General features: G+C 62.8%; 14 protein-coding genes and 1 pseudogene. 12 read left to right on the forward strand and 3 right to left on the reverse strand.

The window, feature by feature from the left end; genetic code table 11:
• A pseudogene (locus MX657_RS22390) lies at positions 1-452 on the reverse strand (sigma 54-interacting transcriptional regulator); the annotation flags it as partial.
• Between the two features lie 191 nt (positions 453-643).
• Here MX657_RS22390 and MX657_RS22395 point away from each other — a divergent pair.
• Positions 644-1,633, forward strand: a complete 990-nt coding sequence (locus MX657_RS22395; protein ID WP_102752005.1) for a lytic transglycosylase domain-containing protein — start codon at positions 644-646, stop codon at positions 1,631-1,633.
• 107 nt (positions 1,634-1,740) lie between these two features.
• Here MX657_RS22395 and MX657_RS22400 read toward each other — a convergent pair whose 3' ends face one another.
• Together MX657_RS22400 and MX657_RS22405 are read right to left on the reverse strand one after the other, a co-directional pair.
• Positions 1,741-2,832: a hypothetical protein gene (locus MX657_RS22400; protein WP_102752006.1), complete on the reverse strand. Its 1,092-nt coding sequence runs from the start codon at positions 2,830-2,832 to the stop codon at positions 1,741-1,743.
• Positions 2,832-3,602: a hypothetical protein gene (locus MX657_RS22405; RefSeq protein WP_038628591.1), complete on the reverse strand. Its 771-nt coding sequence runs from the start codon at positions 3,600-3,602 to the stop codon at positions 2,832-2,834. The genes MX657_RS22400 and MX657_RS22405 overlap by 1 nt, the downstream gene beginning before the upstream one ends.
• A gap of 466 nt (positions 3,603-4,068) precedes the next feature.
• Here MX657_RS22405 and MX657_RS22410 point away from each other — a divergent pair, with 466 nt between their 5' ends.
• From MX657_RS22410 to MX657_RS22460, 11 genes are all read left to right on the forward strand, one after another.
• A complete protein-coding gene (locus tag MX657_RS22410; protein WP_102752007.1) occupies positions 4,069-5,061 on the forward strand; it encodes a sigma 54-interacting transcriptional regulator in 993 nt (330 codons plus the stop codon).
• A gap of 166 nt (positions 5,062-5,227) precedes the next feature.
• Entirely contained in the window at positions 5,228-5,467 is a 240-nt protein-coding gene (locus MX657_RS22415) for a hypothetical protein (protein ID WP_102752008.1), read from the forward strand.
• 67 nt (positions 5,468-5,534) lie between these two features.
• Positions 5,535-5,906, forward strand: coding sequence for an EscI/YscI/HrpB family type III secretion system inner rod protein (locus tag MX657_RS22420; RefSeq protein WP_038628597.1), 372 nt, complete (start codon positions 5,535-5,537; stop codon positions 5,904-5,906).
• 5 nt (positions 5,907-5,911) lie between these two features.
• The gene (gene sctJ, locus MX657_RS22425; RefSeq protein WP_346808594.1) at positions 5,912-6,688 is read left to right on the forward strand and encodes a type III secretion system inner membrane ring lipoprotein SctJ; all 777 of its coding nucleotides are present in this window, start codon (positions 5,912-5,914) and stop codon (positions 6,686-6,688) included.
• On the forward strand, positions 6,685-7,287 hold the full coding sequence (locus MX657_RS22430; RefSeq protein WP_346808595.1) for a serine kinase: 603 nt from the start codon (positions 6,685-6,687) through the stop codon (positions 7,285-7,287). Before sctJ ends, MX657_RS22430 begins: the two co-directional genes overlap by 4 nt.
• Positions 7,274-7,876 (forward strand): type III secretion system stator protein SctL, encoded by a 603-nt coding sequence (gene sctL, locus MX657_RS22435; RefSeq protein ID WP_038628601.1) that lies wholly within the window; start codon positions 7,274-7,276, stop codon positions 7,874-7,876. Before MX657_RS22430 ends, sctL begins: the two co-directional genes overlap by 14 nt.
• A gap of 74 nt (positions 7,877-7,950) precedes the next feature.
• Positions 7,951-8,178 carry an HrpF protein gene (locus MX657_RS22440; RefSeq protein WP_102752009.1) on the forward strand — a complete coding sequence of 76 codons (228 nt, stop codon included), beginning with the start codon at positions 7,951-7,953 and terminating at the stop codon, positions 8,176-8,178.
• A gap of 101 nt (positions 8,179-8,279) precedes the next feature.
• Positions 8,280-10,343 carry a type III secretion system outer membrane ring subunit SctC gene (gene sctC / locus MX657_RS22445; RefSeq protein ID WP_258004099.1) on the forward strand — a complete coding sequence of 688 codons (2,064 nt, stop codon included), beginning with the start codon at positions 8,280-8,282 and terminating at the stop codon, positions 10,341-10,343.
• Between the two features lie 8 nt (positions 10,344-10,351).
• Entirely contained in the window at positions 10,352-10,540 is a 189-nt protein-coding gene (hrpT, locus tag MX657_RS22450; RefSeq protein WP_102752010.1) for an HrpT family type III secretion system protein, read from the forward strand.
• 186 nt (positions 10,541-10,726) lie between these two features.
• Entirely contained in the window at positions 10,727-16,102 is a 5,376-nt protein-coding gene (locus MX657_RS22455; RefSeq protein WP_261300407.1) for an AvrE-family type 3 secretion system effector, read from the forward strand.
• 12 nt (positions 16,103-16,114) lie between these two features.
• A complete protein-coding gene (locus MX657_RS22460) occupies positions 16,115-16,546 on the forward strand; it encodes a type III secretion system chaperone (RefSeq protein WP_038628609.1) in 432 nt (143 codons plus the stop codon).
• Positions 16,547-16,606: the final 60 nt, after the last annotated feature.

Raw genomic sequence — 16,606 nt, forward strand, 5'->3', positions numbered from 1 at the left:
ATGCAGCAGCTGCGCCATATAGCTTTTGCCGGTGCCGCTGTCGCCGGTGATCAACAGCGGCAGTCCGCCGTCGGGATAGAACAGCGCGGTTTTCAGCTGCTCGATCGGTTTCTTCAGGCTGCCGTCATGGCCGATCAGCAGCGCAAAATGGTCGGCGGCGGGCGCGCGATCCCCCTCCTCCGCTAACAGCTCATCGACGCTGCTATATTCGCTGCGCGACAGCGGAAAGAACTGCTGCTCAAAGCTGCCCTTATGCAGAAAGCAGACCGGGCGGGTATTGATTTTTATCAGCTGTCCCTCGGCGACCAGCTGGTTGAGATAGTGGCTGGCGGTGTTGCGCTGCATGGCGAAGCGCTGCGCCAGCCAGCTGGCGGTGAAGACCTCGCTAAGGTGCTGCGGGTCAAAAAATCGGTCTGATTAAGCAGAAAATTCAGTAATTTATCTTTGCGCATCATGATTTCCCCGGTTTACATCAAGGGCTATGATGCCGCGAAGTCAGCGATGCGGGCGTTCGTCGCGCCGGGGAATTGCCGTTTTGTGGCATGCCGCACAGATTGTCACATCACCTTTGCGGGGCAGCAGGAACCCTTTGCGCGTCTGCGCCACTTAACAGACTGACCCCACACGCAATAAGGACCTGAGCATGATCACACTTCCCGGAGGGCCCGGCCCCCTGCAAACGCTGCCGCCCCCCGATCTGAGCAACCTGAGCGACAAAAATCCGCTGGCGACCGGCGGCCCACTCGCATCCGGCGCGATGAATTCGCCGATCGATTTCGGTCAGAGCGGCGGCGGCGGCACCGATCTTGCGGCGCTGCTCGGCCAGAACGGCGGCAATCCGCAGCAGAAGGTGGATAACGCTATCGCCCAGACGCTGACCCAGCTGATCAGCGCGTTGATTTCGTCGCTGATGCCGCTGCTCCAGCAGCTTGCCAGCCAGCAGAACGGCGACGGCGGTCAGCAGAACGCGGCCGCTTCAGGCGTTGGCGGCTCGCCGCAAAATTTGACTGCTGCGCCTGACGGCGGCCAGAGCGTCCCCCAACCCGGCTCCGACGGCCTGAGCGGGGCAACGCCGAACGGACCGACCGCCAACGGCATGGCCACGCCGGTTAACGGCGCGGGCAACAACGTCACCGCGCCGTCCGGCGGCAGCGGGCTGCATCTGCCAGAGGCGCTGAAGCCGTATGAAGGCGCGATCCAGAATGCAGCGCAAAAAACCGGCGTGCCCGGCGAGGTGCTGGCGGCGCAAATCTGGCAGGAGTCGCGCGGCAACCTGGGCGCCGCCACGGTTAACGGCGGCAACGGCCTGCAGGACAGCGGCCTGATGCAGGTCAACAGCAACACCTTCGCCGATTTGCAGAGCAAAAACCCCGATCTGCTGGGGCCGAACGCCAGCGCCAGTAATCCTGCGGACAACATCATGGCGGGCGCGCTCTATATGAAAGAGCAGTTGGGCGACTTCGGCGGCAATATGGGCGCGGCGCTGCGTGCCTACAATTCCGGGCCGCTTAACGTCAACGTTAACGATCTCAGCGATATCTCGAAAACCGGCACCGGCGACGCCACCTATGTGAACAAGGTGATGAATTTCGCCTCGATCATCAGCAGCGGCCAGGGCACTCTGCCCGCGTGATAACCGCCTCCCTGCGCGTCAGGCGCGGGGAGGCAGCGTCGTCCGCATTCCACTCGTAAAAAAGTCCCTGCGCCGGCGGTGCAGGGACCTGGATTGCGCCTTCTGCCTCATGAAAAAGGCGGTGGGTCTTTCTTGTTTTTGCCGCTGTTCTCCAGCACGATGGAAATCGTATCGGTAGCCGCCGTCACCGCCCAGCCGACCGGCCCGCGCGCCAGGCCCATTGCGCCCTCGGCCAGTCCTTTAAAGCCGCCGCTAAAGACCTCGCCCAGGGTGCGTGCTTCGCCGATATTGTTAAACATCGGCGCCAGGATCGACTTCAGAATAGGGATATTGGACAACACGCGGCCGATTTCGCCCATGCCCCACTGGAAGTTATCCTTGTTGGTGCCATCTTTGCGCACGTGGGTATCCTTCGTCTGCGGCAGATTGCCGTCCGCAGGCAGCGCGCTCAATCCATTTTCGGCGATATCCTTCAATACGCCCGCTTCGGTACCGTGACGCGCGTCGCCATCCTTGGTGATCCCCTCGATTTTCCCGTTGCCGTGTACATCGCCGCGGCTCTCGCCGTCACGATCGTTGAGCCCTTTCACGCTGTTCAGTACGCAGGCCATATTGTAGGCGGCGTCGGCGCGGCTTTTCGGATCGGGGTTATCGGCGGTCCAGTCGCCGAAGCGCTCTTTCAACCGATCGCGTTTGATATCCTTCTGATTGCCCAGATTTTTCAGTACCGGGTTCTCGTCAAGGATCGCTTCCGCGCTGCGGTTATCGCCCGGCGGACGGCCGGTCAGGTTCTCCTCCGTCGGTCTGACGCTGGTGTCATGCTCGCTGGCGCGCACCTGTCCATTGCCTGCGCCGCCGTTCTGGGTAATGAGCGGCGTAAGATTTTGCAGCTTCTCATCCGGCGTCGCCGTCTGCTGCGCCTGTTGTCCGGCCGTCAGGTTCAGCATCAGCGCCTGTAACCCCATCAGCATCAGCAGGCTTTGTAAAAAAGCGCCCTGCTGTCCGCCGCTCGCCTGCGGCGCTTCGCCGGACACATCGTCCAGCAGCGGCGCGTTAGCCGCCGCGCCGCCGTAGTTGAGCACGCCGCTGTTTTTTAGCGCGGGCTGCTCAGTGACGCTGGCCAACAGCGCGCCGGACGGGGGCGCGGGTTTATCAGGAAAAAGGGGGGCGATGCCCCCTCCGTTAACGTTTAACGCCATTACTTCACGCCTCCGTTATTCTGCGAACCGCCGCCTAGCAGCGACATCAGCGCATTCAGACCGGTCATCTGCATCACCGAATTCAGCAGATTGCCCAGCATGTTGCCGCCGCCGGACTGTGCGTTGTTCTGGCCGCCATTATTACTTTGCGCGCCCGCGCTGTTGCCGCCGCCCTGCTGCATGCCGGTCAGTTGCTGCATCAGCTGCATCATTTGCTGCATCATCTGCATAACCTGCTGGATCATGCCGTTAACGCCGCCCTGATTGCCCTGCGCCGCCTGATTGCCAGCTGGCTGCTGCTGTTGCTGGCTCGCCTGCTGCAACGGATTTTGACCGCCGCCTTTCAGCAGCTGTTGCAGGCCAATCAGCATCAGCAGCTGTTGCAGCATCTGTCCGACGCCGCCGCTTTTGCCGCCCGATGAGAGCAGGCCTCCGCTCTGATTGCCAGGCTGCGCGGTGGTCGAGTACAGGTTATTGGCGGTGGCGCCGGTGCCGCCGGTAAGGCCGCTGCCCGTCAGGCCCAGCGCGCCGCCGCCAGCGTTCAGACCAAAGTCGAGCAGGTTACCGCCCAACTTGCCGCCCTTGCCGTTTTTCCCGTCCACACCCTGGCCGTTATTGAGGCTGGTGCTGTTATTGGTGATATTGCCGCCCGGCGTCGTGGTGTTGGTACGCGGCCCGTTCGGACCGATATCCTGACGCCCTTTGCCGGATAAATCAGGTGGTGGCATGGTTGTTTTGCCGCCGCCGAAACCGCCGATTTTGAATCCCATACATCCTCCGGTTAAACGTTACATTTATGAATGAATTGAGCTTTACAGGCCCAGTCTGCTCGCCGGTTGCCGACATTTTTCAAGGCTTCGCAGGCTCTGACTCGCTTTGTAAGTGGCGCAGGGGAATGGGGAGTTCCATTTCTGTGCAAATTAGGTGTGCGGCAGCGCACAGACATAAAAATTTCATCTGACGCCCTTGATGTACAAGGCGTCGTCGCAAGCGGCACGGTAACAGGGCTGAACGTCATCCTGTCAGGAAATCCCTACAGCGACGTTGGAAATCCCTACGTGTTTATCAGCCCAGACTGATAGCTGTCGCAGATTGTTATGGCGGAAAGTAAGGAAACCGAATGGTTTTGTAATTTTTTATGACCGGCATGCCATAAAAAAAATTTCACAATTGTCATTGCCACATCAGCGTATAACTACGCGCAGCAAAAATTCGTGTCGAGTTACTGGAGACATTATGGTTAAAGCGATTACCACCAGCACGCGCTGCCCGGCGCAAGAGAGCCGGCGCACCGGCCATGCTGATTTGTCCCCGCTGAATTCGCCTGGGCTCACGGGGTGCGCCTTTCCGACGGCAGATATTCATGCGCATCTGCATAAACTGGTTGAGACTATCGCCCCTCTGAATGTGGATGTGCTGCTGGAAGGCGAAACCGGCACCGGCAAAGATACGCTGGCGCGCCGCATCTACGAACGCTCCGGCTGCCGTGGCCCGCTGGTGCCGGTCAACTGCGGCGCGATCCCGGAAACCCTGGCGGAAAGCGAGCTGTTCGGCGTAGTCTCCGGCGCCTACACCGGCGCCAGCCACTCGCGTCCCGGCTATATCGAGGCGGCGAACAACGGCATTCTGTTTCTCGACGAGATCGACAGTATGCCGCTGACGGTACAAGCCAAGCTGCTGCGCATGCTGGAGACGCGCGCCATCGAGCGTCTCGGCAGCACACGCTGCATTCCGCTCACGTTGCGGGTGATCGCCGCCGCCCAGACGCCGCTGGAGCAGCTGGTGACGCAGGGCCGTTTCCGCCGCGACCTCTATTTCCGCCTGAACACCATTACGCTGGCGACGCCGACGGTGCGCTCGCGACCGGAGCTGATTATTCCGCTGTTCCGCCAGTTCACTCAGGACGCCGCCCAGCGGCTCGATCAGCCGCTGCCGCCGCGTGCGCCAGGGCTGGACGAAGCGTTGCTGCTGCACAGCTGGCCGGGCAACATCCGGGAGCTGAAAGCGGCGGCGGAGCGCTTTGTGTTAGGGCTGCCGCCGCTCTGCCAGCAGGCGATCCCGCAGGCGGAATCGATCGTCCTGAAAGAGCGTCTGCGCCGCATTGAGCGCAGCCTGATCCATGAGTGTCTGCATCGTCATGGCCACCGCATCGATGAGGTGGTGCATGAACTGGGCATTCCGCGCCGTACCCTTTACCACCGTCTGAAGCAGCTAAAGCTGAGCGCCTGAAGGCGCTTCCCGCCCTGAGCGCCGCGCGCCCGATTGCGCGCCCGGCGCCCCGCATATCTCGCCCGTGAGAAAAAAATCCGCTTTTTTGGAACCGCCGCCGTCGCCTCGCCACTAACTAACGAAACCATTGCAGCAGTACCAATCAACCATTAGCGAGGAAACAACCATGAGTGCAACTTCAGGTATTTCTAACTTCATCACCGGCGGCGCCAGCTCCCTGAGCCAGATTTCAGGCGCGTTGGGCGGCGCAGACTTTATGATGGAAATGCAGGGCGTACAGAAAGAGATGCAGCAGAACCAGGTGGCGAAAGCCAAGCTGGACGCGGAAAACCAGCGCGTCAATGGCATCGCCGACAGCGCCGCGCAGGCGGGCTCGGCGGCCGCCCAGGTGAAGATTCAGTACTAAGCGTCGCGGGCAGGGAGGAGATCGCCTGACTCCTCCCTCTCTTCTTCTTTCACAGCGAGCCGAACCGATGAAAGTTAATCACGCATCTTCTCTGCCGACCCCTTCCGTTACGCTGGAAGCGGACAACGACGCGCCAGCCGCCAACGGCGCCGACGCGCAGTGGTTCAGCGCGGCGCTCAACGCGCCGGAAGCGTCAGCATCCGCAGGTTCCGGCGAGGCGCCCAATTTGATCGGCAGCCTGACCGGGGCGATCGCGCGCAACCAGCAGGCGCAGCAGAGCGCATTCCGCGATCTGGAGACCGCTTCGCGCTCCACCAGCTCGCTCGATTTTAGCGCCGCCAACGCCGCGCTGTCGGACTACTACGTACAGAGCCTGATGAACGCCAAGATCATCGCTAAAGGCGTACAGAGTCTGGATAAATTAACCAACCTACAGTAAACGCTATGCGACCTTCTCTGGTGAAAGCCTTGCTGATCGGTGCGCTTGCTCTGCTGCTGAGCGGCTGCGGCGACGATACCGTTCTGAACAGCAACCTGGCGGAAAACGACGCTAACGACATTATCGCTGAGCTGAACCGCTACCATATCGCCGCCAGCAAGCAGGTGGATAAAACGGGCGTCTCGGTGTGGGTGGCGTCGGAAAATATTGAGCGTTCGGTCAATATTCTCGACGCGGCCGGGCTGCCGCGCAAGGCGCGCACCAATCTCGGCGAGGTGTTCCAGAAAAGCGGCGTGATCTCCAGCCCGATGGAGGAGCGGGCGCGCTATATCTACGCCCTGTCGCAGGAGGTGGAATCGACGCTGGCGCAAATTGACGGCGTGGTGGTGGCGCGCGTGCATGTGGTGCTGCCGGAGCGCATCGCGCCGGGCGAACCGGTACAGCCCGCCTCCGCCTCGGTGTTTATCAAATATCACGACACGCTCGACCCTGACAGCATCGAGCCGCGCATTCGCCGCCTGGTGGCGACCAGTATTCCCGGCCTGGTGGGGCGCGACGATCGCGATCTCGCTATCGTGTTCGTACCGGCCAAAGTGTATGAAGATCGCGTTGAAACAGTGAAGATGGGGCCTTTTACCCTTTCGCCGGGGCAGTATTCGCTGACAAAAGGCGTCTTAAGCGTCGCGGGCGTGCTGCTGCTGTTGATTCTCGGCATCGTGACGCTGCGCGCCGGCAAAAAAAGCGCGCGCCATACGGTCGCCAACCCAGGGAAACCGTCATGACCGCGCAGGCGTGGCTGACGTGGTGGCACAGCGGCTACTGGCGCGCGGCGCATGACAGCTGGCGTCACGACGCCTGGTTTGCCCTGTCGCCTTCGCAACAGCAACGGCTGACGCGCCTGCACGCCGGGACAATCGGACGGCAATGGGGCATCGCCCCCGCGCCGCTGCCAGCGCCGCAGCCGCTGCCAGCGCCGCAGCCGCTGCCAGCGCCGCAGCCGCTGCTGCTGACAATCGCCTCGCTGGATGAAGCGGAAAAAACGCGCCTGTTGCTGCTGGTCGCCGCCGTCTGCGGCGCGGAAACCGCGCTGCCCGGCGACGATAAAATCTGGTGCCGACGGCTGGCGAAAGGGCTGCGCCCGGAAAGCTGGCTGCCGGAAAACGTCTCTCCGACATCGGCATCGGCGCTGACGCTGTTGCAGGCGCTCGCGCCCGACTGCTGGCTTCGGCTGCGCATGGCCTTCCCGCGCGACGCCGCCCTTGCCTGCCCCTCACCGCCGCTGGCGCTGCCCGCCCGACGGCTACGGCCGATTTGGGAAGCGGCGCTGTGGCGCTGTCGGCCCACACAGGAAGAACAGGAGTCGGACGATGTGGCGTCTTAAGCAGATCGCCTGTTTTACGCCGCCGGGACCGCAGCAGGCAGTCCTCAGCCGCGACGATCTGGCGCAGCAGGCGCAGGCGCAATCGCTGCTGGACGCCGCGCAATATCAGGCGCAGGCGCTGATCGAACAGGCGCAGGAGGAGGCGCGACAGATTCGCCAGCAGGCGGAAGCGGACGCGATTTCGATCTGCGAAGACGCGCAGGCGCGCTTCTGGCAACAGGCGCAGCCGCTGTTCGACGACTGGCAACAACAGCGCGAGGCGCAGCAGCGCCAGGTGGTCGAACTGGCCAGCCGCCTGCTGGCCGAGGGGCTGTCGCACTGTCTGGCGCAGGTGCCGCCGCAGGATCGCCTGCAGGCGCTGCTGACCCAGCTGCTGAACCGCTGCGCGCCGGAAATCCAGGCGACGCTCTGCTGCGCGCCTTCTCAGCAGCCGACACTGGCGGCCTGGCTCAGCGAACGTCCGGCGCTGCGCTGGCGGCTGGCGCCCGACGAAGGGCTGCCGCCGGAGAGCCTGCGGCTGGTGACCGACCAGGGTGAAATGGCGATCGGCTGGCGAACGTTCTGTCAGGCTTTGGGCGCAGAGGGATAATTTTTTATCAGGCGCGGAACCCAACGCGCGCCAGCGCCACTCAAGGGAGGATCTTAACCTAAAGGAGATGCGCCATGCCTTCCGAAGATTTACTGCAACGCCGGTTATCCAGCCAGTCCAGCCGCACCCACAACGAGACCTATCAATTCGCTAAAGAGATGTCGGGCCAGCCGTTCAGCCTCAGCGATATGTACGCCTTCCAGAACCAGCTGTTGGATATGTCCAACGCCAGCTGGGTCAGCTCGCAGTACACCCAGTTCAAGTTCGGCATCCGCAAAGCGATTATCGATGCCATTAACTGACGCGTCGGCGTCCGCCGCCGCTCCCCTGACGCGCGGCAGCTACGGCTGCCGCTAACAGGCTTTCCCGCCCGATCGTGACATCAAGAAGAAAGGAGTAAGGTGTGATCACCCTGCCCGCAATAACAAGACCGCTGCGCTGGGCCGCCGCCCTGCTGCTGCTGGCCTGTAGCAGCCCGCTGTACGCCAGCACGCCGGAAGCCTGGAAGAACGGCGCCTACGCCTATTCCGCCGACAACACGCCGCTCAATATTATTCTCGAAGACTTCACCAACAGCTTCGGCGTCGACATCAATATCGGCACGCTGCCCGACAGCAACGTGACCGGCCGTCTGCGCGCCGCCAGCCCGGAGGCGTTTCTGAATCGTCTGGCGCTGGAGTACCGTTTTCAGTGGTTCGTCTATAACAACACGCTCTATGTCAGCCCGCTGTCGGCGCAAACCTCGCGCCGCCTGGAAATTTCGCCCGACGCCGCGCCCGATATCAAACAGGCGCTGAAGGGCGTCGGCCTGCTGGAGCCGCGCTTCGGCTGGGGCGAGCTGCCCGACGAGGGCGTGGTGCTGGTCACCGGTCCGCCGGAGTACGTCAATCTGATTGCCGACTTCGCCAAAAAATCGGACACGCCAAAAGAGGATAAATCGCCGAAAGAGATGATGGCGTTTCCGCTGAAGTACGCTTCGGTGGCCGACCGCAATATTCGCTACCGCGATCAGACGCTGCTGGTGCCGGGCGTCGCCACCATGCTGAACGAACTGCTGGGACAGAGCAGCAGCGACAGCGCCAAAGGCATGAGCAGCGGTCAGGGCGGCGATGACGGTATGGAGCAGATGCGGATGGAGTCGCAGAACGTGCTCAACCAGCTGATTGGTCGCGGTTCGCATCAGGATCGATCTTCCGCTGGCAGCGCGCTGAGCGCCATGGCGGGACGGGTTTCCGCCGACGTGCGCAACAATGCCCTGCTGGTGCGTGACGATCCGAAATACCGCAGCGCCTACCAGTCGCTGATCGCCATGATCGACGTGCCGCAGAAGCTGATCGAAATTGACGCGCTGATCGTCGATATCGATCGCAACGAACTGGCGCGCCTTTCCAGCAGCTGGGCGGGCCAGTTCGGCAACGTCAGCGGCGGATCGACGCTGCTTTCCGGCCCCAGCACGCTGTTCGTCACCGATTTCCGCCGCTTCTTCGCCGATATTCAGGCGCTGGAAGGCGAAGGCACCGCCTCGATCATCGCCAATCCGTCGATCATGACGCTGGAGAATCAGCCCGCAGTGATCGACTTCAGCGACACCGCTTTTATCCGCGCCGTCGGCGAACGGGTTGCCGATATTCAGGCGGTCACCGCTGGCACCAGCCTGCGCGTCACGCCGCGCGCCATCGGCAGCAGCCAGTCGTCGGTGCAGCTGATTGTCGACGTCGAAGACGGCAAGCTGGAGAAAAACGATGACGGCGAAGCGGAAGGCACCAGCAACGGCGTGATCAGCACCCAGGCGCTGGTGCAGGAGCGGCGCTCGCTGGTGATGGGCGGCTTCCACACCAAGCAGAGCGGCGATCGCGAGCGTCGCGTGCCGATCCTCGGCAGCATTCCGCTGATCGGCAAGCTGTTCACTTCCACCCGCCATGAAACGTCGCAGCGCGAACGGCTGTTTATCATCACCCCGCACCTGGTGGGCGATCAGGTCGATCCTTCGCGCTACATCGCCGATGAGAACCGCACGCAGCTGAATGAAGCGATGGGCGACGTCAACCGCCGTCATAAATATACCGATATGAAAAGTCTGGTGGAGACGGCGCTGCGCGACCTGGCGGAAAACCGCGTGCCGACCGGCTTTTCGACCGGCGGCAGCGGCGAAACGCTGAGCGCGCTCTGTCGCCTGCCGGGCGGCCTGTTCAACGACTATCGTCGTCATCAGTGGTACCACAACAGCTCGGTGCAGATCGCCGTCGGCGTGGTGACCAATAACAGCAACGTGACCCGCCGCTTCGACGAAGCGAGCTGCCGCAGCGACCGCACGCTGGCGGTCGCTGTCTGGCCGCGCGCCCAGCTGCGTTCCGGCGAATCCGCCGAGGTCTACGTCGCTTTTGAACCCGGCGCCGCCGCCCGTCCAGGCCGCGTCTCGCTGCTCTCATCCTCCGGCGGCGTCAGCGCCGGCCGTCTGTTACGTTAAGGATCGCTATGCTACGTAAACTCGCGTTAACCGTTCTGACGACTCTGCTGCTGGGCGCCTGCGCGCCGAAAGCGCCGTCGGGCTGTCAGGATATGCGCTGTCGTCCGCAGTCCAATCTGCAACAGCTCACTATCTGGTGGCAGCCGGAGCTGCGCAACGGCCCGTATGACTACACGCAGGTTCAGGTGCATCCCTGATCTCTCCAGGCGAGCAAAACCCGCTTCAGCGTTTTGCTCGCCCGCTTTCCTGCTTTTTACGCTCTCTGCCGCGCTCCATTTTTCTTGCTGTCCGCGCTTTTTTTGGAACCGCCTCACCGCATAAGCCACTCAGGAATCGGTTCGACGCGTCCGCATCGTTATCTGTTTATTCGCCGAGGAGGTTAAATGGCTTTTCCCCCTGTTATCGCTGGCGCCGCCGCCGCGCGCGGCGTGAGCGCCATGAGCGCCCGCAGCAGCGTTTCATCCGCTGTCGCCCAGGGCTCGGCGCGCGCCACGCAGCGCAGCAGTAGCAATTTACTTCAGGGCGCGGCGCGGGCGCCCGCTTCTGCCCGCCAGCAGCCGGGCGCCGCTTCCTCGCTGCGCCGTCAGCATTCGGAGCCGCAGCTGCCGCGCGGCGGCCAGCAGACGGAAGGCGGAGCGGCATTGCAGCGCCGCCACTCCACCGGCGACGCCAACGCGACGCCGGTCGATGCCTGGCCGGTCAATGCGCCGCCCGCGCGCCGTCATTCAGTGAGCGGCGCGGAAACCCCACATGCCGCTCAGCAGGCGGACAACGGCCCGGCGCTGCGGCGACGTCACTCCACCGGCGAGGCTAACGCGACGCCGGTTGACGGCAGGCCGGTAAAGCCGCCGCCGGCGCGCCGACACTCCCTCAGCGGAAGCGGCGAAACGCCTCGTCCTGCCGCACCGGCGCGCCGCCATTCGCTTTCCGCGCTCGCCGAACCACATTCCGGCAGAACCGCTTCCGTTACGGACAGCGCCGCGTCGCTGGCCGACTGGAGCAACACTATGCTGCAACTGGTCGATCAGATCTCGGAGCGCCACGCCGCCGCCCTCAGCGCGGATGAAAAAACCACGCTGGCGGCGAAGCAGGCGCAGCGTCAGCGGATGGAGCGCCCTTCTCCCGAAAGCCAGCCGCCGTCGGGCGCGGCGACGCCGCTGAACGGGCTGCTGAACAACCTGTCGCTGAACGGCGAACGCCTGAACATCAACGCCTCTCCCGCGCTCGCGCCGCTGCTGGAACAGACGCTGGGGAAAACCGACCAGCGCTACCGCTGGCACGCCAATAACGGCCAGCATCAGCACGTGCTGCTCGATCGCAGCGGCCGCCTGCTGAACGTACAGGATTCGCCGCTCGCCTTTACCGCCATCGCACACAGCAAGCCCGTTGCGCCGGAACAACAGCCCCGCATGGACCGCGCGGGCCAGCGCATCGCGCTGCTTCACAACGGCGTGCGCGAGCATCGTCCGCTGCCCGATCAGGCGGTGCAGAGCATGCTGACCGGCATCTTCAGCCACCAGCGCGCCGACGGCGCCCAGACCGAGCATCTGCGCCTGCATGAGAAGCGCCTCCACCGGTTCGATGAAAGCAGCCAGCGCTGGGAGCCGACGCACGGCGTCGATGAAAAAACCTTCGATAAGCTCAGCCGCCAGGGCGATAACCAGCTCTATGCGATTCAGGGCGACAAGCGTCTGCACAACCTCAGCAGCCAGCAAAAAAGCCTGATGTTCGATGACAAAATCGCCGCCTTTAGCGCCGGTTCGCAGGGCGAAATGGCGGTGGTATTAAAAGATAAAGAGACGCACGCGCAGCACCTGCGGCTGTTGAACAGCATCACCACCCATGACTGGCAAAGCCCGAAGCTGGCGATGAAGCAGAGCGTAAACGGCCAGCAGAGCGATTTTCACCTCGGCGCCATCGCGCTGCACGGCGGCCAGATTCTGGCGGTCGATCCCGACGGCAAGCTGTTCAGCGCCGCGCCGCCCGCCGCAGGCGCCAGCGAAATCAACTTCAGCGAAGATCCGCGCAACCAGGCAGTGCAGGCGGCGTTTGGCGCGGGAGCGCAGATCGCCGCACTGCACAGCGACGGCCAGGGCCGTCTGCATGCGACGGTCAAAGACCGCATGGACAATGAACACAGCTGCCAGCTCGACGCCAACGGCGTGACGCCGGGCTGGAACCTGAGCGAAAGCATGGTGATGGATTACCAGAAGGGCCTGCGGCGCAGCGAACCGCTGCCGCACGCGGTGGTGGATTGTGGACGTCTCGGCAAGCTGGCGCTGATGGACGGCAACGTGCACTTTTACGATTCGACGTCGCAGCGCTGGGAGCCGACCTCGGAGAAAGCCGACCGCCTGGTGCGCGGCAGCGACGGCATGCCGATGAAGGTGGAGGATGGCGAAGCGAAGCCGTTGAAAATCAATCAGGCGGGCAATAAAACCCTCTATCACAACAACCTGTTCCAGCTGACCCAGGTGAAAAACAGCGTCAAAGCGGATCTGGCAGTGCACGGACTGGGCAAAGAGAGCAAAACGCAGACTATCGCCCCGCTGGGCAACGGGCGTCTGCTGTCGCTGAATGAGAGCGGCGAAGTGAAGCTGCACCAGACGTCGCCGGGCCAGCGCCGCGATCGTCTGCCGACGCAGACGCTGACCTCCGTCGGGCTGCCCGCCACGCAGGGGCTGACCGGCGACGCGGCGAAGCAGGCACAACTGAAAGATATAGTGGTCAACGAACACAATAAGCTGTTCGGCCTGACCGGCGGCGGTCAACTGTTTATGCTGGACAGCAAGCAGTGGCAGAGCAATGGCGGCAACGGCTGGCAGCCGGTAAGCGCGCCGCCGAACCTCGGCACGCTGGCCAGCCTGCATACCGACGAAAAAGGTCGCCTGATGGCGGCGGACAGCAACGGCAACGCCGCGCGTCTGGAGGCGGGCGCCTGGCAGCCGGTTAACCGCCAGCAGGCGCTGAGCGCGCACCAAAACAACAGCTCCGCCGAAACCTTCGGTCGGCTGGGCGACGCGAGCAAAACGGGACGCATTCCCGGTACCCACGTCAGTTGGAAGCGGGAGATCGATCTGTTCGGCAGCACCGGCAACGACACGACGAAAGTGAACAACCCGTTCAGAAAACGTATGGAGGCGTTCGTACTGCGCACCTCCGGCGGCCTCTGCCCGCGTCCGCTGAAAAACCTTAACCATGAAGTGAAGCAGCGCTTTAAAGGCCATGAGGGACTATCGCCGCTCTATCAGGCGCAGAACCAGATCGCGCACGATATCACTGCGCAGCATACCCATACCACGCAGCGCAAACCGCCGCTGGAGCAGCGCCTGCAAAAGCTGAATATTCATACCCACGATCCGGCGCTGCATGAAGAGATCAACGCCTTCGCCGAAGATCTGGGACACAGTCTGATGCTGCGAAGCCGCGCGGTGGGTCAGCATTACGGCGTGCTTAACGAGAATAACCAGATCAATACCGACGCAGCCAGGCTTAAACACACGCATGGCGGCCATCTCAGCAGTTCACGCCAGCGCGACACCCGCATGGTCGGCACGCTGCATCAGATGATTGCCAACCACCCTTCGGCACACACGACGGCGGCGCAGAACGTGGTGACCGGCATGCAAAAGAGCCGGTTGACGATCGATCACCTTAAGCCCAACGTCGAAAAGCCGGTGCGCGACAGCGGCGATGAGCTGGGGCTGGTGAAGTCGCGGCTGTTTCTGGATGCGATGACGCAGCAGGGCCTGCACAGCGCGATCGATATTTATGAGCGCAGCCTGGCGTTCGGCGACAGCCAGGAGACCGCGCGCGCCGAGCTGCAAAAGAATATCCGCAAGCTGCGCGACGAGACCTGGGGCGGCAATACGGTGAAAAAGCTCACCGACCAGGGCTTCGCCAATCTTCAGCAGGTGGAGGCGAGCTATGACGCCATCAGGAAGATGACCAACGCCTTCAGCAAGCCGCACCACGGCCTTAACCTCACCTCGCGCACCCTGTTTAACGCGCCGAACCAGGCGCAGCTGATTGAGAACGTCGAGAAAGAGCTGAAATCCCTGAGCAACGGCGAGAGCCTGACGTTTAACAGCGGCTACGGCGCCTTCGCCTCCTCCATGGTGCTGCCGGGCAGCCAGACGCTTAACGTGACGGGCGCGCGCGTCAACGCCGATCGCGGCTACAGCCTCGCCTTTACGCGCGGGGAAGATGGCCTGACGGTGACCGTGGGACGCAACGGTTCTGGCGGCATCGCGCCCTTTACCGCGCTGGGCTACAACGTGTTGACCGGCCATGTCGACCCCAACGACGTCAGCTTCGGTAAAAACGACAGCCACACCGCTTCGCCGGTGGTCAGGCTGGGCGTCGCGGCGTCCGCGAATCTGCAACGTCAGGCGCAGAACAGCGTTACCTTCAGCCTGGGCGAGAACGAGCTGAACAGCTTCCTCAGCCGCCTGGCCAGCGACCAGATCGATCCGCTGGAGCTGCTGGATCGCGGCAACGACCATAAGGTGAAAAACGGCAGCACCTGGACCGCCAGCCTAGACACCAACGGCGCGGCGCAGGCCAGCATCGGCGTACCGATGACCAATAAAAACGAGAAGGAGCACATCGCCATGACGCGCGTCGGCGGCGGCGTTTCGGTCGGCGCCAACATCGCGGCGGCATCGCGCGAGCGCAACAACAACGGCAACGCCAGCAGCAACAAACATACCCGCAGCGATAACCGCGCGCGCTTTTTTAACCAGGGCAGCGCCGACGCGCGCTTTATGTCGCCCACCGGCGTGACTAACCGCACCGATCAGGCGCGCCAGCCGATCTCCGCCATCACCGGCGCGGGGGTGCGCTTCAGCTTCGATAACCGCACCAAACAGGCGCTGAGCCTGGAACTGGCGCAGCCGCAGCGGTTGGCGGGCACCCATATCGATAAGCTGACCGAAAGCCTGTCGAAAGCCTTTACCGATCGCGCCACGGCGCAGCTGATGGCGTCGCTGAAAGATCCCGACGCGAAAAGCGATAAAACGGCAAAAACGCCCGATGAGAAGCTTGATGCGCTGCTGACCTTTTTCGGCCAGCACGAAGCGCAGGGCAAGGTCACCAACAACGCGCAGTATGGCGCTATTCGCGAGTTGGTGAAGCTGCGCCAGCAGCGTGAGGCGCTGACCCAGCGCGTGCCGCTGCCGGGCAGCGCGGAATATCAATCCACCTATAACAACCTCGCCAAAATCAACGGCAACGGCCTGCTGCACTGGATAGGCGATCTCTTCAGCCATGAAACGGAGTCCAACCATGAGCTGAGCAATGCCAACCGCATCCGCGCGATGATGGCGAACGATACGCATCTCAGCGGGCTGCTTCAGCAGATGCAGCTTTCCAGCGATACCCAGGCGGTAGTGACGCTGGAGCCGAAGGATGAAATGAAAGAGCGCCTGAACGCCGACTGGCTTGCCGGACGCATCAGCCGCGACGAACTGGAGAAGCGCCTGCAAACGCGTAGCGATATGCGCATCAAGTCGATCGCCTTTACCGAAAGCAAAAGCAAAAGCGACGGCGTCGCCACGCCGATGTTTCTGCTGGGCGGCGGCAGCAGCGTATCGATCGCCAAAAGCCGCAACCTGGGGAAAATCAGCTTTAGCTATGGCCGCGATCAGCAAAGCCCGCTCTCTTACACGCTGGAAGGCGAGCTGGCGAAGCGCAGCACCGAACAACTGGCCGTTCCGTTGGGCCTTGCGCAACAGAACGGTCGGGTACTGAAAAGTTAACGGGAGCCACACATGAGCAATATCCTTTTACAGCGCCTGTTGGATCACTATGGCCGCACGCTGAATACTGAACTGACGCTGGAGAACGGCGTCTGCGCCCTGCTGGACGCGCAGCAACAGGAGCTGGTGGTGATGGAGCTGCCGCCGGGCGAGAACCTGCTGCTGCACTGCCGTATTATGCCGCCAGAGGAGATGGCGGACGATCCAGCCATGTGGCGCGCGCTGCTGGCAATGAATTTTGAGATGGAGGCGATGCGCGGCTGCTGGCTGGCGCTGGATGCGCAGCTGACGCTGCGGCTCTGCTGTCAGCAGCCGCTGGAGCAGCTGGATGCGCCGCGCTTCACCACGCTGGTGAACGCCTTTATCGAGCAGGGAGAGCAGATCCGGGGCTTTATGCCGACGCTGCTGACGCGCCTGGCGGAAACGGCGGAGACGGCCGCTTAGCCTGAGCGACGGCCTGTCGCACAGATGGGCCGTCAGGCGTATCGATACACGGATGAAACA

It is taken from the genome of Enterobacter chuandaensis (assembly GCF_039718975.1).
Classification (GTDB): Bacteria; Pseudomonadota; Gammaproteobacteria; order Enterobacterales; family Enterobacteriaceae; genus Enterobacter; species Enterobacter chuandaensis.